21 protein-coding genes are annotated in these 23,221 nt (G+C 45.2%); 9 read left to right on the top strand and 12 right to left on the bottom strand.

What is annotated here, in order from left to right; genetic code table 11:
- Positions 1 to 36: 36 nt before the first annotated feature.
- The 7 genes from AACR75_RS06380 to AACR75_RS06350 form a co-directional block, all read right to left on the bottom strand.
- Complete coding sequence (locus tag AACR75_RS06380; RefSeq protein ID WP_047691839.1) at positions 37 to 579, bottom strand: YcbK family protein; 543 nt, start codon at positions 577 to 579, stop codon at positions 37 to 39.
- Positions 580 to 799: 220 nt separating this feature from the next.
- A complete protein-coding gene (locus tag AACR75_RS06375; protein ID WP_047691836.1) occupies positions 800 to 2,353 on the bottom strand; it encodes a L,D-transpeptidase family protein in 1,554 nt (517 codons plus the stop codon).
- A gap of 143 nt (positions 2,354 to 2,496) precedes the next feature.
- Positions 2,497 to 3,594 carry a DUF1513 domain-containing protein gene (locus AACR75_RS06370; RefSeq protein ID WP_197056825.1) on the bottom strand — a complete coding sequence of 366 codons (1,098 nt, stop codon included), beginning with the start codon at positions 3,592 to 3,594 and terminating at the stop codon, positions 2,497 to 2,499.
- Positions 3,584 to 4,621 (bottom strand): imelysin family protein, encoded by a 1,038-nt coding sequence (locus tag AACR75_RS06365; RefSeq protein WP_047691830.1) that lies wholly within the window; start codon positions 4,619 to 4,621, stop codon positions 3,584 to 3,586. The genes AACR75_RS06370 and AACR75_RS06365 overlap by 11 nt, the downstream gene beginning before the upstream one ends.
- Positions 4,622 to 4,630: 9 nt before the next feature.
- On the bottom strand, positions 4,631 to 6,013 hold the full coding sequence (locus tag AACR75_RS06360; protein ID WP_047691827.1) for a di-heme oxidoreductase family protein: 1,383 nt from the start codon (positions 6,011 to 6,013) through the stop codon (positions 4,631 to 4,633).
- 78 nt (positions 6,014 to 6,091) lie between these two features.
- Positions 6,092 to 7,354 carry an imelysin family protein gene (locus tag AACR75_RS06355; protein WP_047691824.1) on the bottom strand — a complete coding sequence of 421 codons (1,263 nt, stop codon included), beginning with the start codon at positions 7,352 to 7,354 and terminating at the stop codon, positions 6,092 to 6,094.
- Between the two features lie 166 nt (positions 7,355 to 7,520).
- On the bottom strand, positions 7,521 to 8,168 hold the full coding sequence (locus AACR75_RS06350) for a GTP cyclohydrolase II (RefSeq protein WP_013856740.1): 648 nt from the start codon (positions 8,166 to 8,168) through the stop codon (positions 7,521 to 7,523).
- A gap of 223 nt (positions 8,169 to 8,391) precedes the next feature.
- Between AACR75_RS06350 and AACR75_RS06345 the strand changes: the two genes are divergently transcribed.
- Both AACR75_RS06345 and AACR75_RS06340 read left to right on the top strand, forming a co-directional pair.
- The gene (locus AACR75_RS06345; protein WP_047691821.1) at positions 8,392 to 9,288 is read left to right on the top strand and encodes an ROK family protein; all 897 of its coding nucleotides are present in this window, start codon (positions 8,392 to 8,394) and stop codon (positions 9,286 to 9,288) included.
- 212 nt (positions 9,289 to 9,500) lie between these two features.
- Complete coding sequence (locus AACR75_RS06340) at positions 9,501 to 11,639, top strand: TonB-dependent hemoglobin/transferrin/lactoferrin family receptor (protein WP_047691818.1); 2,139 nt, start codon at positions 9,501 to 9,503, stop codon at positions 11,637 to 11,639.
- Positions 11,640 to 11,830: 191 nt separating this feature from the next.
- On the opposite strand, the gene hutZ is transcribed toward AACR75_RS06340, so the two are convergent.
- Both hutZ and hutX read right to left on the bottom strand, forming a co-directional pair.
- Positions 11,831 to 12,361, bottom strand: a complete 531-nt coding sequence (gene hutZ, locus AACR75_RS06335) for a heme utilization protein HutZ (RefSeq protein WP_017044790.1) — start codon at positions 12,359 to 12,361, stop codon at positions 11,831 to 11,833.
- Positions 12,362 to 12,415: 54 nt separating this feature from the next.
- Positions 12,416 to 12,925 carry a heme utilization cystosolic carrier protein HutX gene (gene hutX / locus AACR75_RS06330; protein ID WP_047691815.1) on the bottom strand — a complete coding sequence of 170 codons (510 nt, stop codon included), beginning with the start codon at positions 12,923 to 12,925 and terminating at the stop codon, positions 12,416 to 12,418.
- Between the two features lie 300 nt (positions 12,926 to 13,225).
- Between hutX and AACR75_RS06325 the strand changes: the two genes are divergently transcribed.
- The 7 genes from AACR75_RS06325 (at position 13,226) to trhO (ending at position 18,848) form a co-directional block, all read left to right on the top strand.
- Positions 13,226 to 13,936 carry an energy transducer TonB gene (locus AACR75_RS06325; protein ID WP_026028299.1) on the top strand — a complete coding sequence of 237 codons (711 nt, stop codon included), beginning with the start codon at positions 13,226 to 13,228 and terminating at the stop codon, positions 13,934 to 13,936.
- Complete coding sequence (locus tag AACR75_RS06320) at positions 13,936 to 14,643, top strand: MotA/TolQ/ExbB proton channel family protein (protein WP_047691812.1); 708 nt, start codon at positions 13,936 to 13,938, stop codon at positions 14,641 to 14,643. The genes AACR75_RS06325 and AACR75_RS06320 overlap by 1 nt, the downstream gene beginning before the upstream one ends.
- Entirely contained in the window at positions 14,640 to 15,050 is a 411-nt protein-coding gene (locus AACR75_RS06315; RefSeq protein WP_017048630.1) for an ExbD/TolR family protein, read from the top strand. The genes AACR75_RS06320 and AACR75_RS06315 overlap by 4 nt, the downstream gene beginning before the upstream one ends.
- A gap of 51 nt (positions 15,051 to 15,101) precedes the next feature.
- A complete protein-coding gene (locus AACR75_RS06310; protein WP_047691809.1) occupies positions 15,102 to 15,950 on the top strand; it encodes a heme/hemin ABC transporter substrate-binding protein in 849 nt (282 codons plus the stop codon).
- A 10-nt stretch (positions 15,951 to 15,960) separates the two neighbouring features.
- Positions 15,961 to 16,995: a FecCD family ABC transporter permease gene (locus AACR75_RS06305; protein ID WP_081989915.1), complete on the top strand. Its 1,035-nt coding sequence runs from the start codon at positions 15,961 to 15,963 to the stop codon at positions 16,993 to 16,995.
- Positions 16,992 to 17,774, top strand: coding sequence for a heme ABC transporter ATP-binding protein (locus AACR75_RS06300; RefSeq protein ID WP_047691804.1), 783 nt, complete (start codon positions 16,992 to 16,994; stop codon positions 17,772 to 17,774). Before AACR75_RS06305 ends, AACR75_RS06300 begins: the two co-directional genes overlap by 4 nt.
- 90 nt (positions 17,775 to 17,864) lie before the next feature.
- A complete protein-coding gene (gene trhO, locus AACR75_RS06295) occupies positions 17,865 to 18,848 on the top strand; it encodes an oxygen-dependent tRNA uridine(34) hydroxylase TrhO (RefSeq protein ID WP_047691801.1) in 984 nt (327 codons plus the stop codon).
- Between the two features lie 92 nt (positions 18,849 to 18,940).
- Here trhO and AACR75_RS06290 read toward each other — a convergent pair whose 3' ends face one another.
- The 3 genes from AACR75_RS06290 to AACR75_RS06280 form a co-directional block, all read right to left on the bottom strand.
- Positions 18,941 to 19,672, bottom strand: coding sequence for a transporter substrate-binding domain-containing protein (locus tag AACR75_RS06290; RefSeq protein WP_013856728.1), 732 nt, complete (start codon positions 19,670 to 19,672; stop codon positions 18,941 to 18,943).
- A gap of 25 nt (positions 19,673 to 19,697) precedes the next feature.
- Positions 19,698 to 21,236 carry a methyl-accepting chemotaxis protein gene (locus AACR75_RS06285; RefSeq protein WP_017044797.1) on the bottom strand — a complete coding sequence of 513 codons (1,539 nt, stop codon included), beginning with the start codon at positions 21,234 to 21,236 and terminating at the stop codon, positions 19,698 to 19,700.
- 249 nt (positions 21,237 to 21,485) lie between these two features.
- A complete protein-coding gene (locus tag AACR75_RS06280) occupies positions 21,486 to 23,165 on the bottom strand; it encodes a glycoside hydrolase family 32 protein (RefSeq protein ID WP_047691798.1) in 1,680 nt (559 codons plus the stop codon).
- Positions 23,166 to 23,221 lie beyond the last annotated feature (56 nt).

Raw genomic sequence — 23,221 nt, 5'->3', positions numbered from 1 at the left:
ACATTGACACTTTCATTTGACAAGTCACGAACAGCCTTATGACCAATGACGTACAGGCCCAGTATCAATGTGCACAAAATCACTGCTAGGATAATAACCAACACCGCCAGCGCCCAATTCGATCGCCGCTTCGCGTACTTGACTCAACTGAATACCATCTAACCGAAAATCAATTGCTTGGCCTAGCATATGGAAACTTTTCTTAGCAACCCCAGAGGAGTGAGTGCGCAACCTTTCATTGGTGGCAGGAGATCGATAACCAGAGATGATTTGTACTTCCGCTTGAGTGCCAAGTAGAGATTGAATTTTCGATATTTGGTCAAATAGATTTTTGTCCATTGGATGGACTTCGTTGCGGCGGAAATCACGGCAAATATGGTTGAGCCGATCAAGCTCAGATCGAACATAGCGAACACCGTTGAAATAACAGGTTTCAAGTGTTTCACCGGTATGTAAATTATTCATCGCGAGTATGCGAGAGGTTTCAGGGTACGATGCCAATACTATCTGGGGAGCACACGCCGCTACAACTACACCACTACCAGCCAATTTTATAAAATGACGACGAGAAACTAACAAGGTTGGATACCTTCACAACTGAATTTATTTTCAACAAGCCCGGACACTACCGGACTCCATTGTGAAGATCAAATGCATAAATTGTGCTCGAAATGCTCAAGAGAGAGCTACAGCATCGTTACTCTTTGAACATAAAAGAGATCTTTATTAAGTCATTTTTTGGTAAATTGAGAGACGCATCCCTGCTTACTTAGGTGACCACTGTTTTAGCGGTATCCATTCACCCATTACTGGTGCTGAATGCATCATAACGATAGATATCATCTCGGTAGTGCAGTTCCCCACCTTCATACCAAACGGTTTGATAGATGATGTGTACGGGGATGCGCTGCTTTAATGGGATCGTGCCATTCGCAGGCCCTTCTTTACCCGTTAATTTATCACCATTAATACCTTGGGTTTCTAATATCATCGAAGCAAACTTATCGGCATTTTGTACTCGAATACAACCCGAACTAAAGGCTCGCGACGTATTATTGAATAGGTATTTACTCGGCGTATCATGTAGGTAAATCGCTCTACGATTGGGCGTATTAAATTTATACAGACCTAATGCATTATCTTGCCCGGCTTGCTGACGCATTCGGTAGGGAAAAGAGGCCGGATTCACTGCAGACCAGTTGATGTTGCTTGGGTCAATTTGATCGTTCGAGCGCCAGCTCGAAACAATATCAATATTGTGTTGACGCAAATAGTTTTGATCTTTTTTTACCATCGGCAGAATATCTTCAACCATGATTTTGTGTGGCACATTCCACGTCGGGTTTAGGATCAAAGAATCTAATTTAGTGCTCATGAGTGGCGTTTTGCGTGAAACTCGGCCCACCACCACTTTAGACTGAAAGACTTCTTTACCTAAATACCAGTAGCGCATATCAAAACTGGGAACGTTGACTACGATCTGTGTCTCTTTTGATTCTGGCCACAAACGAGTTCGCTCTGCATTTAATGCCAACATAGACAGGCGTGCCTGCAAAGACAAATTTAACCACTTTAAGGTCTCGGGGCCAATCATGCCGTCAGCTTTTAAACCGTGCATCGCTTGAAACTCTTTCACAGGTTTGACCAAGCTGTTGTCATACCAAGTTACGTCGTCACGCACTGTGCTAACATCGATATTAACTAATGATAAGCGGGCAATAAGCACACTACGTTGTGAGAGCTTATCGCCAGGTTTTTTTAACCCTTTTTGGGTGTACAACGAGAGCGCTGCATTTTCAGTACTGAGCAGAAAATCATAGGCGTGTAGCAGTTGATCATAAGCCGCGTTGTTGGGCGCATAGCCATTGAGCAGATCTCCGATACTGTTAACTTCCACCGCAACATGAAGGGCGAACAAGGCTTCTTGGCTTGGTGGAGCAATGGCAGAGTTGAGCTTACGTTCAAAGAACCAAGCCATACCGACTTTGGGAGCTTGCTCGGCGTAACTCAAATACAAAAGTAAAGTATCGGTCGCCAGCAGATCGTATTCGTTGAACGCTTGCTGATTCCGGTACGCTTTCATTTGCGCTAACTGGCGTGAAAATAAAGGGCTAAACCCCGCTCGGCGAATCACTTCCAATTGATGTTCAAATTGACGAACAATCTGCTCATCTTGCCAAATGCGCCGATTCTCATTCTCTTGGTAAATTCGTTCGACTAAATGCGGATATTGGATAAAAGATTGCAACGAGGCATTCTCTTGCGAGACAGCAAAAAGCTGTACCTTCTCGGCAGAGTAAAGAGAAAAGCTACTAAAAATCAATAATAAAGCAAATAGGATGCTTTTACTCATTCCGATCTATCCAACAACGCTGATTCACGTTTCAGTATGGCAAAAGAAACGGCTATCTGCTAAACGTTGTTGTCGATATCAACAATATATTCATAAACTCTCATGCAATGAGAATTATCATTAAACAAATTTAGTTCGCTTACTCAGCTTTTTTGGCGAGAGTAATTAATGGCAGACCAGTGATTGTCCCATTGGACATTACTACGCGTGCGCATTTCAGGTTGAGGATAGGGTGAATTAACGACCAAGCCAGCTCCTGAGCTGACTTGGAAGTGCTGATCTTGCACTACCACGCCAGAAGCATCCGGCAAAGAGGCCAACTCAACCAGTTGCAGTGTCTCTTTTGACCAAATCCCGTAACAGTTACCTCGTGGAGAAGTCGCTAAAATCCATTGGTCGGTCGCCGCAACACTGGCAATGTAATGGTTGAATCTTGCCCATTGTTCAGGCTCTGCAAAGAGCGGAATTAGTTCGCCACCTTGGTGATGTAGCGCTACCAAAGGTGGGTACTCTTCCGGCTGACCTCGGTATTGTTGGCCACACAGCACAGTATCTGCACCATCATGAGCAAGATGGCGGATGCTCAAGTGGTGGTCGTTCAATATCCGTTGCTCAAGCACTTCTCCTTGATGAGAAAGGTAGGTCAAGCTTGGCATCATGCTCTCTACGTTGAGTGGCTCGCGGCCGAAGGTATGCACCCCACCCACCCCAATCGCGAGCCTGCCACCTGGCATCACAATGACTTCGTGAGGGCCAATACCAAAACCACTGAACTCAGCCACTTTTTGGTAACTGTGCTGCACATCATACACACCAATAATGCCGCGACTTGTCGCTTTCTCGCCTTCAGTTGCATAAAGCCACGCACCATCATTTGAGTAAACGCCGTGCCCATAAAAATGTCGCGTGGGTTGCGCCAGTTGCAATTTGATGAGTTCTCCATTTTGATAGTTAAACACCATCAAAAACTCACCGGGACGACGGGCAAAAGCGACCGCATGCGTCAAGGTGGGATGAATAGCAACACCGTGTCCCCTTGCAGGCAAAGGTAATTGGTGAATCGCTTGACCTTGGGCGTCGGCTACAACGGCGCGAAACTGCGAGCCTTTATGAATAGCGCAACCAATCAAAGCGGGTTGTGGGCCACGGCGCGTAGTGGCGCACCCCAGTGGCAGCAGAGGCGCTGATGTGCTCAATAACGCCGCTTTCAGCAGCGTACGTCTTGTTAGATCAGTCACCATCGGTTGCATTAAACCCTATCACTACGCCTAGCTCTACCGCAACTTCATCATGCAGTAAATAATTGAGTTGTTGGAACTTGTTATAGAGCGCAAGCACTTCACGATAGCCTGCTTTCGTTTGCAATAAATCAAATAAGCTGGCTGTTTGCGGCCACGTTTCCAACATCGAGGATAAATGTGCTTTTACGCGCTCGGCCATAGCGACTTGATCTCTTTCCCGCAACATCTGATCTAAACCGTTTTTTGCTAAATAGAGTGCTTGCATCGCTTGCACATTCTTTTGCAGGTTATTCAAAGAGACTTTGGCGCGCCACGATTCTGAAAAATAAGGGCGTGGCTGGCCGATATTGGCTAAGGGGCGGCTCAGTTTTTTCATGCTGTAATCAAGCTGGTTGGAGAGCAGCGCAATGTATTCGGCTTGCCAAGCGCTCAGATCCAGCATCAACCATGGATTCTGTTGCCATTGCTCAGCAATCAAATGAGATTTCGTCGCCAAATTCGCGCTGATCGCTTGTCCAATCATACAGCCCGTTTCTAATTGCTGGTTTTTCAGAAGCGGCGATTGAGCATCGTAGAGTAACCATTCCAATGCGCCAATCCCCTGCACTGTGACACTCTGGTTTGCAATCTGCTCCTCACTCCAGTGCTTGCCACTGCTCGCTAACAGGCTCATTTTTCGCCCGGTAGTGTCTTTTTTATCTGGCCAAAATTGTACGTTCCAACTTTGCTCTAGTGCTTTAGCTGGCCCTCTCTCTTGCCCTTGTAAAAACATCCACGCCCCAATAGTTTGCTGCCACTGTTCTTTCAGCAAGGGCAATGCAACATCGCCCAGCTGACATTGCTGATCAAATAATTGAGCAAGCTGGTGCGATTGTTGAGCAAAACGCTGCGCCGCAGCAAATTCAACCTCATAAACACCTTGGCTAACATGATTGGTCTTTTGCGGCTCAAGCGCTGATTTCGGCGTGGGTTGGCAAGCCGAAAGTACGCTGGTAACTGCTATCGAAAATAACAGAGGAAATTTCATGCTCGCACCCTATAAAGAATTAAGAAAAGCGATCAACGCGTTGCGTTCGCTGGCATTGAATTGACGTACTTTCTCTTTGGCACTTTGCGCTTCACCACCATGCCAAAGTACCGCTTCCATGAGATTACGTGCTCGGCCATCATGTAAAAAATAAGTATGGCCGCTTACCTCTTGCGTATAGCCGATCCCCCACAAAGGCGGGGTACGCCACTCTTGTCCATTAGCTAAGGCTTCTGGACGATTATCGGCTAACCCTTCGCCCATATCATGCAGTAGTAAATCACTGTAAGGATGAATTTCTTGCTCTGACAAGGCTGGGCGATCCATTCTTTTTACCGTTTTAAGGTCAGCGCGGTGGCAACTCTCACAGCCAACTTGTTTGAACAATGATTGACCCAGCTTCACTTGTGGATCGTCGACATTGCGACGCACTGGAACGGCTAAATGCTGAGAATAGAATTCGACAAAATCAAGAATGTTGTCACTGACCTCAGGGTTGCCGCCGTTAGGTAAGGTTTGACAGAGTGTTTGCTTCTCGGTGCAGTTCTCTTTTGGGAATAAACGGCTGGTCAATCCTAAATCGCCGTTGAACGCCGCGGCATTCTGCTGCATTAAACTAGGCTGCCCGGCTTTCCAACCAAAACGCCCGATGGCAAAATCTTTTTTTTCTACATCCCAAACACGGTTCACTTTGCCAGAGATACCATCGCCATCACTATCTTCAGGGTCTGCCATTGCTAATAAGCTGGCATCCGCGATGCTTTCAAGCAGGCCAAGGCCAATCATTGGCGGAGCGACACGCGCCGAAAACTGAGTGTCAGGATGCATATCGCCATAACCAAGTTCAGTAATTTTTAAATTGGGTTTGCGTAACATCACTTGGTGGCCATCCGTAAAAGCAACCGCAATCTCTTGATAAGTGATGTGGATTTGCCCTTCTGCTTTTTGATCGGGCAAAGCGAAATCTTGTAACTGTCCACCATAAACGGGTTCGGGGATCCCCCCTTCTTTGGCGTAGATCGCTTTTTGTCCATCCGTAACCGCTGGAATACTCAGGCGAACCAACATCGAAACGGCATGCGTGTCATTTTTTTCTGGCGGATGGCCGCGACCATCTTTGATGTGACAATTTTGGCAACCATTGGTGTTAAAAAGCGGCCCTAAACCATCTCTTGCATCGGTAGATGATGGCGCTGGCACCCAAGGGTTACGAAAGAAACTGTTTCCCACGCTAAAATCGAGCCGTTTGCTCATCGGCAAATTGGCCGCAGGAAGCGAGTAAGCATTCGGCCCAGCTTTGGTTGTACTGGTTTTGCCACCCGATTTCACCTCATCGGCATAAACGGGGTTGGTAAGCAAGGCTAGGAGCGCGACGGTAAAAAACGATCTCATTGGGCTTTTCTCAACATCTTTATTCAGTGTAAACGTGGAAAAGGGCTCATCTGAGCCCTTGGATCTTTCATCTTATTATTAGAATTCGTGGTCTGCAGTATCTGGATTAAGGTTATCAATCCCAATCACTGAAGCGGTACGTTCTATCGAAGCGGTTTGAGCCACTAAAGCCATAATGGCTCCATTGACTATCGCGTTGCCTTGAGGATTGTTAGCCGCGATCAATTGATCGAAATGCTGATTATCTTTTTCAGCCGACGTGACTAATTTACCGACTTCAGCGCGCGCACTGTCAAACTGCTTTTGAATCTCTTTGGCTGCTTGTGCATCCTTTTGTGCCACTAAATCATTCAGGCTTGGGCCTGTTAGTACCTTTCCGTCTTGACGCTGGTAAGAACCCGTATAAAGGTTGTAAATACCTTGTTCATTATAATAATGAGAGTTATGAGTATTATCCGAGAAACAATCGTGCTCATCTTCAGTTGAGTTTGCTTCTAGCGCCACTTTCATACGCTCGCCCGCTAATTCGCCCAGTGATAAAGACCCCATACCAAATAACATCTTACGCAAACCATTGTCTGCTGATTCCGCAAGTAATTCGTGACGGTAATTGGCTTTTTCATCCGCAGACCACTGTTTTTCCATCCATGCCAAATCTTGCACGAGCAGCTGAGCTGCCGCTTTTAAGTATTGAGCACGGCGATCACAATGGTTATTGGTGCATTCGCTACCCACGACAAAATCCGTGTAAGCACGAGCACCAGCTCCCGCATTGGTGCCATTTAAATCTTGGCCCCACAGTAGAAACTCAATGGCATGATAACCTGAAGCGACGTTAGCTTCAGAGCCACCGATTTCGTTTAAGCTGGCAATCAGCTCTGGTGTGATAGTGGAGACATCAATCGTTGTCGCACCAATTTTCAACGTTTGGTTGGCAATGATGTTAGCGCTGGCGCCTTCATTGCCCAGTTCATATTGGTAATCAGTAGCGACGTAGTCAATCAGCCCTTCATCAAGAGGCCAAGCATTGAGTTGCCCTTCCCAATCGTCAACAACGGCATTGCCAAAACGGAAGACTTCGGACTGCTGGTAAGGCACTCGCGATGCTAACCACGCTTGTTTCACCTCTTCCAATTTAGCCGCCGAGGGAGTCATCAAGAACTGATCGATTGATTTTTCTAATGATTGAGCGGTCGTCAGCGAATCAGCAAACACGGCATGGGCAATATTGGCATAATGTTCAACCACCTGCTCCTTAGTGACGGTAGCCGCAAATGACGCACTACTTGCGATGGCAAGTGAGGCAGCAATTGACTGAATAAGAAGCGTGTTAACTTTCATGGGAGCATCCTTGTTGAGGCGATTTGAGCGTTATTTTATGGTAGTGCTAATTATTATCATTTGCACTTTTAGTCGCCGATAATACAAATTATCCATTTTTTTGCAAGGTAAAAACGCCAAAAACCTCACCGAAATGAGGTTTTTGGCTGTCATCTATAAGTCTGAATTATAGTTTTAAGTTGTGTTTGCCATGGGAAACTTTGGCCTTGAGGTAATTTTCATTACCCGACTTAATATGTGCCGCGGTATTCACGACCTCTACAATTTCAATACCATGCTCCTTCAGCTCACGACTTTTTTTAGGGTTATTAGTGACTAAACGAATCTTGGTCACATTTAACGCTTTCAACATCTGCGCCGCTTCAGTGAAATCACGCAAGTCGTCACCAAAGCCAAGATGATTGTTGGCTTCATAGGTATTCATCCCCGCACTTTGTAAGCGATAGGCATCAATTTTGTTGTACAGACCAATGCCTCGACCTTCTTGACGCAAATAGAGGATAATGCCGCCAACTTCGCCCATTTTATTAATGGTTTCTTCTAATTGTTCACCACAATCACAGCGTGATGAGTGAAAAACATCGCCCGTTAAACACTCTGAATGCATACGGACTAAAGGAGTTTCCTGAGTAACATCAGCGGATTTAAAAATGACCGCAACATGTTCTTTGTCTGTTTTCAGTCCTCTAAAAGAGAGTATTTCGGCGTCAATATTGCTTTTTAGACCGACTTTGAAATCCACTCTGGCTCGTACTTCCGCCATATCTACACTCACTTGAATAATTGCTTGTTGCAATGCTGAATTGATTTGCATTCGAATTGACCCATTGATGACCTAACTATGGGGATAGATACTCCCCTTTTCAATAAAAAGATCACTTGCTGAGAAATGTTATAATATAACAATTTTCAGCAATCAAAAGAAAAAATCTCACCACTTCACGTTATCTTGTTCGGTTCAAAGACAAAACACGTTGATTATTAGACTATATTCCATAGTCAGGACTCACACTCAACATCCAAAATAAGGAAAAATCATGCTGATAGGTTTCGACATTGGTGGCACCAAAATTGAAATTTGCGTACTGGATAAATCAGGAAACACCCTCTTTAAACACCGAACCCCTACCCCACATGAGTACGAGCTTTTTCTAAGCACCTTATGTCAACTGGTTGCAATGGCCGAAAGCGAAACGCAAACTCACTGCCAAATCGGGATTGGACTTCCCGGAGCCATCAGCCCAGCGACAGGGCTTATCAAAAATGCCAATTGCACTTTTTTAAATGGTCGAGATTTAAAAGCCGATCTGTGCGCTCGCCTGCAACGCAATGTTGTTATTGCCAATGATGCCAATTGCTTTGCGCTGTCTGAAGCGGTCGATGGAGCCGCCAAAGATGGCAACGTAGTCTTTGGCGCGATTTTGGGCACAGGTTGCGGTGGCGGTATTGTGATCAACAAACAGGTATTGGTCGGTGCTAACGCCGTATGCGGTGAGTGGGGGCACAATCCGCTGCCAAGTTTTACCAGTGAACGGGATGGGCCTACTCGCCACTGTTATTGCGGACGCGATAACTGCATTGAACTCTTTATCTCCGGTTCTGGCTTAACAAAGAGTGCTCAGTTGATTGGTCAACAAGAGTGGAATGCAGCCGAAATAATCACTCGCTACCAGCAGCAAGACCCACAAGCAACAAAGCTTTATCAACAATTGATTGATCAAATGGCGCGCAGCTTTGCTTGCATCGTCAATGTGTTGGATCCTGATGTGATAGTGCTTGGCGGAGGATTATCAAACGTAGCATCGCTGTATGTTGATCTACCTCGGGCAACAGCGAACTACGTTTTTTCTGATAGTGCACAGATTGTGTTTACCCAAGCGAAATATGGTGACAGCAGCGGCATCCGTGGTGCAGCTTGGCTAGGTTTGAACTAGCAGAAAGTGATTAAAGTCACAACTTTAGTCATCGAAAAATTAAGTAAAGCAAGTGTTTTACATATTAACTAACTGATATTTAAAACATACACTCCTAATTCTGTTTATATTTCACATCAAAACACAAATACAAATGATAGTAATTACCATTTAGATCCAATATCATTGCGCACAGCTTAAATCTGTTATTGATGAATAAGGTAATAACTCAGATGTACACTAAAACACTACTATCAGCCTCCATATTACTAGCGCTTTCCCCTGCAGCTCTCGCAGAAGAAGTTTCTCGATTCGATGAGGTTGTTGTTTCGGCAACGCGAACCGAGCAGAGTAAAAAAGATGTATCGTCATCCATTGAAAGTATCTCCTCTTCTGAGATTGCAGAAGTAATGGCTGATAATATTCAGCAAGCTCTAAATTCCACCCCAGGTGTTGAAGCGGAAGGTAATGGCCGCTTTGGAATAGCAGGATTTAATATTCGCGGCATGGATGGAAGCCGTGTCAAAATGATGGTTGATGGTGTACAGCAACCTGTACCTTATAACCCTGGCGCAACTGAGCAACGAAAATATCCAAACGCAATAGAGATTGACACTCTACAAGCTATTGAAGTGAACAAAGGTGCGTCATCTACACTGTATGGATCTGACGCTTTAGGTGGTGTGGTATTGCTACGCACTAAAAATCCAGAAGACGTTCTCGTCACAGAAGAAAATGAGCAACGCTTCGGTATCAAGTCTGGTTATACGTCCGCCAACGAGCAATTTAAAACGACATTAACGTGGGCAATGCGTCAAGATAAACTGGAAACCTTACTGATGGCAACTTATGCCAATGGCAGTGAGACCCAAACTCATGGCTCAGGTTCAGAAATCGAAGGCCCTGATCGCGGCGCTCAAAACCCGGCTGACTCCAAACTTGGCAACCTGTTGGCAAAAGCATTTTATCAAGCCAATGATAACCATCGACTTGGGCTAACCGCCGAGTATTATAACAAACGGTATGATGAAGACGAGCTAAACTATAACGGTTATTCCATTATGCCCGGCTTTACCTATACCGATAACTACAACCAAGATACCAATGAGCGTCTTCGTGTCGGTATAGAGCATCAATGGTTGATGAATACCCTGCTTGCTGACTCTTTAGATTGGTCATTGAATTTCCAAGATTCTAGCGCTCTCGCTAAGAACTACGACACAACGCCATCTAATGGCCGCCGGTTACGTGAACGGGAATCATCAGATCAATCGATTCAATTTGATGGACAGCTCTCCAAAGCCGTAGATCTCAATGGCAACCTTCATGAATTTACCTATGGTGCCAGCTACATCAACAACGACTTCGACCTCGATAATACTGACTATAAATTAGATGCAGGTACATCGACCCCGGGTAGCTCTGGCATTCCTGATGCGACTATCGTGCAATGGGGGCTATTCCTACAAGACCAAGCCTACTTCATCCAAGACCGTTTAATATTAACCGCTGGTCTTCGATACGATTCTTTTGAAGCGACACCCAGCGTTGATGCTGGCTACACTCAGTCTTATGAAGCCAATAAAGACAGCGCATTCACTGCTCGATTGGGTTCTGTTTTCCACGTCAATCCTAACCTAGCGGTATTTGGTCAAATTAGCCAAGGATTCAAGGCACCAACTGTTTACGACCTTTACTACTTCTATAATCAGGGGGCAATCATTGATGCGAATCCAGATCTTAAAGCAGAGAAAAGTTTGTCCTATGAACTTGGGCTACGTGGTCAAAATGACTCAACTAATTTTGAAATCACCACCTTCTATAACGAGTACACCGATTTTATTACTCAGTCAAAGACAGGCAAACAAGGTGGCAAGGATATCTTTACCAAAGAGAACTTGGATGAAGTCACGATTTATGGTGCGGAATTTAGCTCTCGAATTGATTTAGATAAAGCGTTTAATGCCCCACAAGGGACTTACACCCGTCTAGCCATTGCTTATGCAGAGGGAGAAGATAAGAAAACAGGTGATGCTTTAGATTCAGTCGCGCCTCTAACCAGTAATGTAGGCTTAGGGCTGGATCGCGACCAATACGGAGCACTGCTTAATGTTAAGATGGTTGCAAGTAAGACGGACTGGCAATCAAATACAAATGCAGATACCGCTGGTTATACACTTATCGATTTAACGGCCTACTATAAACCAATGCAAGACCTAACCATCCGCGCTGGTCTATTCAATGCACTCGATAAAAAATATTGGCTGTATAGCGATCTCACGGGCCGAGATGCTACTGGCGAAACCTTTAACATCGATAGCAAATCACAGCCTGGGCGTAACTGGGGTTTAAATGTAGATTATCAATTCTAACGTTCTCTCATCCAAGCCACAAAGCCAAGCTCTACGCTTGGCTTTGTTTTATCTACATTTCTCATACTCGATTAACGATCCCACGAAGTCACAGATAAATCATTAACTCGTAACAACGGTAAATCACGATCAAAAAAGGCTAGATAACTAGCCTTTTCTTCCAATGTCCAATGTATCTTGAGCGATTAAGATTACGCGTTGGAAATTTTCTTATGCCCTTCATCAAGGTGCACAAAATCAACCATGTCATCACCAGACACTTGATACGCCTGGCCAAAGCCTTTCACATAAAGACCTTTTTCTACTTTCAATTGGAATAAAGCAAAGTCTTGCAGCTGGCTTAAGCCGTCAATGATCTCGCCAAAACGAGCTTGCATTTGACCAATGACTTGCTGCCATAATGCCGTTTCACGTGGTACGACACTCGCAACGGCGTCAAACGTCAGCCGTTGACGTGCAAAAATCTGTTTTGATGAGCCTTCGTCTGCAATCATCATCAAGGAGACGTGTGGGTTCACCTCCAAGTTACGCGCATGACGAGCGATGTGCGAAATCAGCACAAAGTAACCTTCTTGGTTTTGTACAAATGGCGCGTAGCTCACATTCGGACGGCCTTCAGCGTCCACTGTAGCCAATTGCAATGTACGACGTTCTTGACGAAACTCTTGGATTTCAGGTTCCAATCGTCCTTGTAATCGCTCTTGTTTGATCTGCTGATCCATGACTTTCTCCTCGACCCTTTCGCACTGCGTTCAGGGCTTATCGTTATATCAATATTATTGGTTGGAATGAACGTCTTGTTGTAATGCTCTAAAACGTGCGACTTGCTCTGCAATCAGTTCGCGCTTTTCATCTCGGCCTAGATAAATTTTAAAAATGTTATCGCCTTGCTCACTAAAGAAACCAAAGTAATGACTTTCACGTCCCATAAAAGGCTTGCTGACTAAAGCAACGTGTTGGATGGATTCCAACTTTAAGTGGCCGTGTAACTCGCCCTCTTTACCCATCAAGTTATAATAGCCACGAGCCAACTTCCCTTTTGGAAAAGGCGCTTTCACTTCAAATATAGAGCCAAAAGAGTGGACAATCGTTGTGACCATTCCCCAATCCGCTAATGATTCCAACAGCGATTGAGCTTGAGCTCCATCAACAATCGCAACCATCTCTTTAGGCAATGCCTGCACCACTTCAAATTCAGTCACATTCAACTCTTGCGCCATCGCTGCCGGCAATAAGGTCGGTTGTTGCTCTAATAAAGAGGCCACTTTCTGTTCAAGTAAATCCATATTCATTTCCAGTTCGTTCTTCGCTTTAAATCGCCTTACGCTGGCTCAGTACATCACATTAATCGCCACTAAAAACCCGATCTAGTAAGTAAAGTTATGGCAAGGGTGAATTAATTCAGATTGTTTATGATTAATTGTGGTTGATGGAAAACCCTGTGCTAACAAGGCATTTCTAACCCAGCTTTTAAATTCGTAAAATCATAATTTGATGCAAATGATAATGCAATTGATAATTGATCTTATTTGAATGATAAGTAATAATCCTCTCTCTGAACGCTTTGTTTTTATATGGAGTACAACGTGAATTTCACTAGATATCTTGTCGCTGGCAGTCTATCTCTCGCGATTCACGCGGCGATCTTGTTTGTTGATGACGAATCAAAAGTGTTTGCCATGCCTGCGGGAAATCAATCCACCTCAGTGTCGATTAACTTTGTGGCTCAACCTCAAGCTCAGGTAGTACAAGAGCAAGCAACAAAAACCCCACCTCCAGAAAAGAGAGCCAACAAACCCAAACCAGCAAAAAAAGAGCCGCAAAAAGTGGTGCAGAAAAAGAGCCTGTCAAAACCGGTAAAAGACAAGCCGGCTCCTAAAATACCGACAAAATCAGCACAAGTGCAAACTCCTGTAAAGGAAGCTGTGACATCCTCTGTAGAGAATGAAAATAGCGCTGAATCGACACCGAAAACCGCCGCCGCCCCAAGCAGCAGCGGCGCAACTAATCAACCGAAATTAGTCGATGCGCCGTCTTTTGTTACTCGCCCAGCCCCTCCTGTTTATCCAAGGCTTGCACAAAAACGAGGAATTGAAGGGGTCGCTATGTATGAGGTGTGGTTAGACGAAAACGGCCGCCAAATCAAACAGGTTTTGCTCTCTTCGTCGGGCGCGGCGCTGCTGGATGAATCGGCTCTTAATGCCATCAAACAATGGAAATTCTCTCCTCAAGTGGTGAACGGTGAAAAAATAGCCCACCGAGTGCAAATCCCAGTACGTTTTAAATTGGAAGGATAATGGAACTACTTACTCAACTAGAACAACAACTTGGCCTGATGGCCTGGCCTCTTTTTGTCTGCTCAGCACTTGCGACCATGATCATTACTGAACGGCTTTTCCAAGTACTGCTTAGCCTTGGTGTTGGAAAAGGTGCGATCGGTAGTGCGCTCAACCAAATATCACCGACCCATACAGCGCAAATTGAGGCGTTAGCCAGTGAATTTTCCAGCAAGCGCCCATTGCTTTATAAAGGGGTTGCCATGCTACTTGCTCATCACGATTTCTCTAAAGGATTACGTGAAGATGCGGCGGGCATTTGGTTGCAAGAAAAGCGTCATCAACTGCATTCAGGACTGCGTATTTTATCTTTGATTGGTGTGATCAGCCCGCTGCTAGGCTTACTTGGCACTGTGTTAGGTTTGATTGAAATGTTCAAAGGGGTGGCGCTCTCTTCTGGCAATATTACGCCAAACGACCTTGCGGATGGCCTAGGCATTGCGATGCGAACCACGGCTGCAGGTTTGCTGATCGCGCTTCCCGCAATTACCGGCGCTCAATTGCTTGGCGTATGGGCTGACAGAGTGATGGCAAAACTTGAGCACACACTAAATTATGTCAACTTATGGCTCGAAGGTGTTTCTTTACAGCATGATTGCACCACCAAACAAGAGCGTGTAGCTAAGTATGAAGACGTCTCTGACAATGATGTGGTTAATGCATCATGATTAAGACACCGCACTCTAACTCATCCTCATTAATGCCAGATTTAACGCCATTGTTGGATATCATTTTTATTGTCATGGTGTTTTTACTGCTTACAGCCGCAGTTAAATTTGAGTCATTAGACGTTTCACTGCCAACAACCGACTCACCCACCGTGAGTGAAGTGAACAAGCAGTCAATCACAGTGAATCTTCTGGCGCACGAACCTTACTGGGCTATCGATGGCAAACAGTATATCGATTGGAATAACTTCACATTGGCGTTGTTAGAACAAAGCAAAGCGAGTGATCGCCCCATCGTGATTGGCGCAGACAAAACCGCTGAAGTGCAGCAGTTGGTTAAATTGCTGGCGTTCTTGCAAGACAATGGCATCGCTGCCACGCAGTTATTAACCGATCATCCCCAATAGCCTATTCATACGCGCTTTTAAAAACCGTATGATTTTCATGAGTACAACACGATGACACACAACTCTCTTTCTCATTGGCTTGTTGCCATAACGCTCTTCATCTTCTCACCTTGGCTCTGCGCGCAAGAACGGATTATCAGTGCGGGCAGCGCGGTGACCGAAATCCTCGTTGCGTTAGGCGCACAAAATAAACTTGTTGCGGTCGATGTCACCAGTGAAATTCCAAACGATCTTGCTCTCCCAAAAATCGGTTATCATCGCCAATTATCCGCAGAAGGATTATTAGCCTTAGCACCAACACAATTGATTGGTTCTAGTGAAATGGGGCCAGAAAGCACATTGCAACAGCTTAAAGGCGCTGGCGTTAACGTCGAGGTGGTGAATGATGAATCCACACCACAGGGGTTGTTGGCACGCATTGACCAAATCGCGACGCTCACTGATGCAAAGCCTCAAGCTAAAGCGCTCAAACAGCAAGTTCAAAGCACAATAGCGGCGTTAATCCACCATCAATCTACCCACAAGACTCCGAAAAAGGTGCTATTTCTTCTTATCCACGAAGGAAGAGCAGCTAACGTGGCGGGCAGTGACACCACGCCAAACAGCATTATTGAGTTGGCTGGCGCGGTTAACCCAGCCGCTGAACAAGTGACGTCTTATAAACCACTGTCGATGGAAGCGATAATTGAGATGCAACCAGACGTGATTTTAGTCAGTGGCCGCAGTTATGAAAAACTCGGAGGAGCAGACGCCATTTTGCAATCCATACCGACGTTAGTAGCAACTCCGGCTGGGATAAATAAGCAGATCATCACCATCGATGGCCACGCTCTCGTCGGCGGGTTAGGCCTTAAAAGCTTGGCTGAAGCGCAACGTCTAAACGCATTGCTCTATCCTTAAGGAGCTTATTTTGTTACGTCATCTCTCAAAAAATGTGGTGAATGCGACGCTGTTAGTTTTGGTAATCTTAGTGAGCCTTTATTCTGTCACCGTTGGTCCAATGAATATCAGCTTCAGTGACAGCATAAAAAGTCTCGTGCTGCACTCCAATGACATTGCCGCGCACATCAATTTAGTCATCCACGAAATACGCTTTCCGCGTACCCTGCTCTGCTTGTTGGTCGGCGCAATTTTGGCGCTGTGCGGAACGGTGATGCAAGGCTTGTTTCGTAATCCATTAGCTGAGCCTGGCATTATCGGTGTTTCGGCAGGTTCAGCCCTCGGAGCCGCACTTGCGATTGTGCTATTCGCCAATTTAGCGCTGTTTTCCAACCCGTGGATGAGCGCTGTGGTGGTACCTATTTTTGCCTTTTTAGGCGGTGCATTGACTACCTTGTTGGTTTATCGATTAGGCACCAGTAAATTTGGTACTTCCGTCACCATCATGCTACTCGCAGGCGTCGCCATCAGCGCGCTATCGGGGGCGGGTATTGGCTATTTGAATTATGTTGCAGACGATCAAATGCTACGCGATCTCTCATTGTGGTCAATGGGATCACTGGCGGGTGCAAACTGGCAAAATATTCTCTTGTGCGCTGTGACCTTACTGCTGCTGCTCGTCTGTTTCTCCCGTCAAGCGATGGCGCTCAACGCACTATTACTTGGCGAGTCTGAAGCGCGTCATCTAGGCATTTCTGTGCAACGGCTTAAACGTTCAATGATTTTACTCAGCGCACTCGGCGTTGGAGTGACCGTCAGCGCGGTGGGTATGATTGGTTTTATCGGTTTGGTCATCCCTCATCTAGGCCGGATGCTGGTTGGCCCCGATCACCGTAGTTTGATCCCCATTTCGGCTTTACTTGGTGCACTCTTACTCACTGTCGCCGATATGTTTGCCCGTATAGCAGTTGCACCTGCGGAGCTGCCTGTCGGGATTGTGACTGCGCTGGTGGGTGCACCTTTCTTCCTTTATCTTCTGTTTCAACAAAAAGGCAAAGTATTTTGAGTACAACGGCAGCGATCCAAGCCAGTAATATATCGGTTAAATTTGGCCATCGAACCATTTTGGATAAGATTGATATTGAGATTTTTTCAGGTCAAGTCACAGCGTTACTTGGCCCCAATGGTGCTGGAAAAAGTACCTTGCTGAAAATACTCAGCGGTGAAATCTCATCAACAGGCAAAATGGCTTACTTCGGTGTTCCGCAAGCACTGTGGCTACCGAATGAGTTAGCAAAGCACTTGGCTATTCTTCCGCAGCAAAGTACGTTGAGCTTTCCTTTTATCGCTCAAGAAGTGGTGGAATTAGGCGCACTGCCATTAAATTTAAGCCACCAACAAGTCAGTGAAGTCGCGCTACACTATATGCAACAAACCGATATCAGCGATAGAGCGAACAATCTCTACCCAGCTTTATCGGGTGGTGAAAAACAACGTTTACATCTGGCGCGGGTATTAACTCAACTTCACCACTCCGGTGACAAAAAAATCCTGATGCTGGATGAACCAACGTCAGCGTTAGATCTGACTCACCAGCACAATACACTGCGCATTGCACGTTCATTAGCACGCCAAGAGCAGTGCGCTGTTGTAGTCGTGCTGCACGATCTCAACCTTGCGGCTCAATATGCAGATCGCATGGTGATGCTGCACAATGGCAAACTGGTTTGTGATGCGCCACCTTGGGAAGCGCTCAATGCAGAAAGAATTGAGCAGGTGTATGGCTACTCGTCGCTTGTCGCCGCACATCCAACCATGGATTTTCCAATGGTCTACCCCATCTAATATTGTCCTTAATAATTGTCCGTATTTGTGGGCGCGTCCCTTCGCTATAATGCGCCCCAATTCTTTATATCGTTTTTTAAAAGGTACCCCATGAGTCAGTACGTCGTCTGTGCACTCTATAAGTTTGTTGAACTCAATCACTACCAAGAGCTGCAAGCACCGCTTCTTGAACTAATGGAGGAAAACCAAATTCGTGGCACGCTATTATTAGCCAGTGAAGGAATTAACGGCACTGTGGCATCAACACGTAAAGGGATAGATGTGCTACTGGCTTGGCTTGATGCAGAACCGAACTTGAAAGGCACGGTTTACAAAGAATCACAAGCCTCAGAGCAGCCATTTAACCGTACCAAAGTGAAGCTAAAAAAAGAGATTGTCACTATGGGCGTTGAAGGTATTGACCCTCGTCACGTTGTGGGCACTTACGTGAAACCAGAAAACTGGAATGCGCTAATTTCAGACCCTGATGTGCTGGTTGTCGATACCCGTAATGATTATGAAATCCAAATCGGCACCTTCAAAAATGCGCTTAACCCACACACTGAAACCTTTCGTGAGTTTCCTGATTATGTGAAGAAGAACCTCGCACCAGAGAAACACAAAAAAGTCGCGATGTTTTGTACTGGCGGGATTCGCTGTGAAAAGTCCACGGCTTATTTAAAAGAGCAAGGGTTCGATGAGGTGTACCATCTCGAAGGTGGCATTTTGAAATACTTAGAAGAAGTGCCGCAAGAAGAGAGCTTATGGCAAGGTGACTGCTATGTGTTTGATGGCAGAGTGGCTGTAGGGCACGCTTTAAAAGAGAGTCACTACGATGTATGTAACGCTTGCCGTTTGCCGATTACCTATGAAGACAAACAGAGCGAAGTCTACGAGCAAGGCGTCAGTTGCCCATCCTGCTTCGGTACTCACTCTGCGGAACAACTGGCCCGTTTCCGTGAGCGAGAAAAACAAGTTCAGCTCGCAAAACAGCGTGGAGAAGCACACATTGGCGGTGATACCGCATCACTGATCGAGCAAAAGCGTGCGCAAAAATTAGCACGCAAAGCTGAGCAGCGCGGCTCGAAGCGCTAATATTTACCCCAATGCTTACTTCAAAGGATTCAAATCCTATTGGAATAGAAAAAGGCCGCAGCGTTAAAACTGCGGCCTTTTTTTTAAAAAAATCACTGAATACCGTATTTCGCTAAAATGGCATCAAATGTTCCGTCAGCTTTAATCGTGGCTAACCCTTTGTTATACGCATCAATATATTTCTGCGCATTAGGGTTTGCTTTACCTGAGGTAACATGTAAAGGATTTTTAGACAAAGATGCAGTGGTAAACTGAAAATCACTGCTATTTAAGCCCGCCTCTTTCATGGTCGATAACGCAACCAACTTATCTTCAAGGGTAAGATCGATTCGTTTGGCTTGCAGTTTCTTCAAGTTAGTCGTGAGATCATTAGCGTCTGGTTTGTTGAAATTAGTGGCGGATAAAAAGTCATCCCCATAACCATAGCCCCTAACGATGCCAACTTGTTTGCCACTCAAACTATTTAAACCTGAAAATTCGAAAGCATCGCCTGCTCTTTTAATAAAGCTCAGTTCATTCTCTAAATATGAATCACTGTAAAGTAAATAAGCCGTTCTCTCCTGCGTATACCAAGTTGCAGGCAACAGATCAATTCTGCCTTTACTCACCTCATCTAATGCTCGTGACCAAGGCATGATTTGAAAATTGACGTCATAGCCCTGTGTTTTCATAGCCGCAACAGCGATTTCTACCGATAGCCCCGGCATGCTTTTATCCGGTGAAATAAACGGTGGCCATGGATCTTGCGCAGCCGTAATAGTAGCAGCAAAGCTACTCGGTAAGGCCATCATCATACTGAAAATAAAGATCAACAGACGCTTCATACTTTCTTCTCCTTGAAGGTGGAACTTATGTTTTGAACTTACGCATATGAGTTTTAATGTTTGAGCTCAGTTGAAGAACTTCTTTCGTTCTCTGAGCATTATCTTGACCACTACTCGACAGCTCATTAGTGGCCTCTGATGCTTCAACAATCGCCTGACTGACTTCATCAATGGCTTGTTTCTGCTCTTCTGTAGCATGCGAAATCTCGCCATTTCTTTCAGAAATTTCAGAGATAGTATTTTTCACCTGCTCAACAGAATGTTGTGACTCTGATACTCGCTTAGCGGTGCTTTCTAACAAATTAGAGATGCGAATAATTTCTTGCTCAACCGATTCTGTTGCACTGCTAAGTGAGCGAATATTGGTTTGGATTTGTTCGGTGGATTGGCTAGTTTTGGTCGAAAGGTTGCGCACTTCGTCAGCCACTACTGCAAAACCACGGCCATGCTCACCTGCGCGTGCCGCTTCAATAGCAGCGTTCAGTGCCAGCAAGTTGGTTTGCTCGGAAATGTCATTAATCACCCCGACCACCGTTGATATTTTTCGCCCTTCATCAAGCAGCTTATGCATTTCCGCGTTTACCGAACCCATTTCGGAACGCATGTTTACAATCTCGGCAGCAGAGCGTTCTATTGATTGGTAAACATTATCGACCAGTTGAGAAGCCTCACTTGCTTGCCTTGCGGCGTCATTAGCGGTTTCAGCCACTGTTGCCACCGACTGACTCATCTGTGTGGAAGCGGCAGCGACGGTCGATAAACTGTGTTTTTGTTGATCAATTTGCTGCGCATTTCTCATGGCAACCTGACCACTCATCTCTGCGGTGTCTTTTAACTGCACAGAAGCATTCGTTACTTGTACAACTATCTCCCTTAGCGACTCCGTAAAATGATTAATACTGCGGATGATCTGCGAAAACTCTCTATATTTGGGTTCTGGAATGATACGACTTAAATCTCCTTCACCGGTTGCAAGATCGGCCACTCGCTCTGTTAAATCGTTGAGCGGGCGAAGGACGGTTTTCGTTAACGCCAAAATTAGGAATACAATCATTACGCTATCTAAAATCAGCAACTCAATCAGGCTATATTGCAGACTTTGTAACAAGGTTTTTTCTAGCCTATCTGTGTTATAGAAAAGCTCTACCTGACCAACTTCATTTTCCTTTTCATACTCAACAAAGGTGAGCTTTTGCACCGAAGAGAGCATGGATTCGTATTGTTTCCCCTCATTGGGCTCCATCTCTTTCACATCTTGAGAGTCGGGTGATGTACTCAGGAAAAGAAGCGGTGTACCACCCGCATCTTTCACTCTAACCGCTTGTATGTCTGGGTTATTTAACTCTGCTGAAATAGTGAGTTTGGCGGCATGTAAATCAAAATCCCAAATTGCTTTAGGTAGGCTGTAGCTCAAACGCTCTTTTGCATTCAAGATTGATGTATCTAGGCTATGCTGTAGCTCCGCTTTCTTTGACTGGTAATCAATGTAACTAGAAATGCCCAACACAATGGACACTGCCAGAACAACTTGGGTAACAAAGATCACTTTGACACTTTTCCACATACTTCATTTCGCCTTAATCAATGGTATGAGTTAAGCACTGTGCGTTGGCTTCATCGCACCGCATGATAACCATCTGACTCTTGTGTTTAATGAATAGGACAATGCAGACCAGAAGAGAGGTCAATATCATCTCTGCTATTGTCTGAACTCATACCGATCATGTTGATCTCACTTATCTTTTACTTAAGGATAGACCAAGAAAGAAAAAGGCTATTATTTTTCAAGCCGAAAGTTTACTTTCGGCTTAATTTAGAATTGAGTAGCGAATGAAGAAGCGCTGACGGGCTGGATAGAAGAGTATTTGGCCGTGGTCAACGCATTCAATAGCGATACCCCTGTCGCTTCTTGATCGGTAAAAACTCGCGCAGTCATCACAGCTTTTCCGCCGTTGATGAACACTTCTAATGAAGAATTATCCGCGAGAATCTGCAGCTCAACCTGTTCACACTCTAAGGCCAATTCACGAATCACATCACCTTGACGTATCAAAGTATGGGAACGATCAAAGCGTAATACTTTTTGCTGGGCATCTAAACTCAATTCAACGTATTGCTCATCTTTTTCAAACAAACGTAAGCTTGCCCCCCAAGGCAAAGTGATGCACATTTCAAAACTTTTGGTGTTGAGAATGGTGCATTTATCGCTCAACTCCAAACTTAACGGGTGGTGGCATAACTGCTCTAGCTCCCTTATAGGCCTTTGAATAATTTGACCATTCTCAAGACTCAACTCTCGCAGTGCCGTAAGTTGATGCAGCCAGCCGTTGTCACTACTAGGATGATTAATTTCGTCAGGCAGCCCCATCCATGCACACAAGACGCGCCGCCCGTCTGCCGTTTGCATTGTTTGAGGGGCATAAAAATCAAAGCCGTGATCCAGTGGTTGCAGATGACAAAAGTGAGGATGATCATTTTCATCCCATAAGACTTTTGCAATACGATTTTGATGGACAACTGTGTGGTTCACGTTATCTGAAATAATCCCTTGAGGGCCAAAAACAAAATAACTTTGGCCCGCAATTTCAAACATATCAGGGCATTCCCACATGTAACCTAGCGGTGCGATTTCTTCACCAAATAGACCATCGAAATGCCACTCTTTAAGATCATGTGAATGATAAATAGCGAGCCGACCTTGCAATTGCGTTGTTTGCGCGCCCAATAACATGAGCCATTTGCCTCGGTGGCGCACTATTTTAGGGTCGCGAATGTGTTCCGTGACACCCGTTGGCAAATTACGGATCACTGGGCCACGTTTTTCAAAACGGAGACCATCTTGCGACACGGCTAAACATTGCGTTGTTTGACGCAATCGCTGGTCACCTAACCGAACATTGCCAGTATAGAAGAGCATCAACTCATCGTTGTGACTTAAAGCATGACCAGAAAAAACCCCATGGCTGTCGTACCAATCTGATGGAGTCAGTGCAATACCTTGCCATTGCCAGTGAATAAGATCAGTACTCGTCAGTTGTACCCAATATTTATCCTTGTGCTCACACCCATAAGGATACCACTGATAAAAAAGATGATATTTTCCTTGGTGATAAATGAAACCGTTTGGATCATTGAGCAGACCTTGCGGCGGAGAAATATGCCACGTTGGACGAAAGGGACAATCGTTTGGCGAGGAATAGGCGTACGCATTAAGCCGCAGCTGAGAATCAATCATTCGACCTAAACTGTTGATCAGTTCATCGGCATATTCATTGATGTTATCTTGTTGAATCAAAAATGAAAGCTGCCACTCACCAAGCACTTCTCGCAAGCGCATATAGCTCGACAAAACATTGACTAAAGCTGGATCTCGCAGCGCAATAACGATTTCGCCTCTTGGTGCGAGTACTCGCTGAATATTGGCCGGGCCGCCAACTAATCTCACCATCTCTTCAAATGACATTTTTTCTACTGGCACTGTTTCTAATGACATGACTTACACTCAATTTTTGGGAACGATTGCAAAATATAAAAAAATAAGCCAGCTTG

The sequence above is a fragment of the Vibrio sp. ZOR0018 genome (assembly GCF_963865925.1).
GTDB lineage: Bacteria > Pseudomonadota > Gammaproteobacteria > Enterobacterales > Vibrionaceae > Vibrio > Vibrio anguillarum.
The sequence above is the reverse complement of the archived record's forward strand: the minus strand, read 5'-3'. Positions and strand labels throughout refer to the sequence as shown.

Bases quoted from the DNA above. Each gene is read 5' to 3' on its own strand.
- AACR75_RS06375 (WP_047691836.1), bottom strand. From the start codon at position 2,353: ATGAGTAAAAGCATCCTATTTGCTTTATTATTGATTTTTAGTAGCTTT.
- AACR75_RS06370 (WP_197056825.1), bottom strand. From the start codon at position 3,594: ATGGTGACTGATCTAACAAGACGTACGCTGCTGAAAGCGGCGTTATTG.
- AACR75_RS06365 (WP_047691830.1), bottom strand. From the start codon at position 4,621: ATGAAATTTCCTCTGTTATTTTCGATAGCAGTTACCAGCGTACTTTCG.
- AACR75_RS06360 (WP_047691827.1), bottom strand. From the start codon at position 6,013: ATGAGATCGTTTTTTACCGTCGCGCTCCTAGCCTTGCTTACCAACCCC.
- AACR75_RS06355 (WP_047691824.1), bottom strand. From the start codon at position 7,354: ATGAAAGTTAACACGCTTCTTATTCAGTCAATTGCTGCCTCACTTGCC.
- AACR75_RS06350 (WP_013856740.1), bottom strand. From the start codon at position 8,168: ATGCAAATCAATTCAGCATTGCAACAAGCAATTATTCAAGTGAGTGTA.
- AACR75_RS06345 (WP_047691821.1), top strand. From the start codon at position 8,392: ATGCTGATAGGTTTCGACATTGGTGGCACCAAAATTGAAATTTGCGTA.
- AACR75_RS06340 (WP_047691818.1), top strand. From the start codon at position 9,501: ATGTACACTAAAACACTACTATCAGCCTCCATATTACTAGCGCTTTCC.
- hutZ (WP_017044790.1), bottom strand. From the start codon at position 12,361: ATGGATCAGCAGATCAAACAAGAGCGATTACAAGGACGATTGGAACCT.
- hutX (WP_047691815.1), bottom strand. From the start codon at position 12,925: ATGGATTTACTTGAACAGAAAGTGGCCTCTTTATTAGAGCAACAACCG.
- AACR75_RS06320 (WP_047691812.1), top strand. From the start codon at position 13,936: ATGGAACTACTTACTCAACTAGAACAACAACTTGGCCTGATGGCCTGG.
- AACR75_RS06315 (WP_017048630.1), top strand. From the start codon at position 14,640: ATGATTAAGACACCGCACTCTAACTCATCCTCATTAATGCCAGATTTA.
- AACR75_RS06310 (WP_047691809.1), top strand. From the start codon at position 15,102: ATGACACACAACTCTCTTTCTCATTGGCTTGTTGCCATAACGCTCTTC.
- trhO (WP_047691801.1), top strand. From the start codon at position 17,865: ATGAGTCAGTACGTCGTCTGTGCACTCTATAAGTTTGTTGAACTCAAT.
- AACR75_RS06290 (WP_013856728.1), bottom strand. From the start codon at position 19,672: ATGAAGCGTCTGTTGATCTTTATTTTCAGTATGATGATGGCCTTACCG.
- AACR75_RS06285 (WP_017044797.1), bottom strand. From the start codon at position 21,236: ATGTGGAAAAGTGTCAAAGTGATCTTTGTTACCCAAGTTGTTCTGGCA.
- AACR75_RS06280 (WP_047691798.1), bottom strand. From the start codon at position 23,165: ATGTCATTAGAAACAGTGCCAGTAGAAAAAATGTCATTTGAAGAGATG.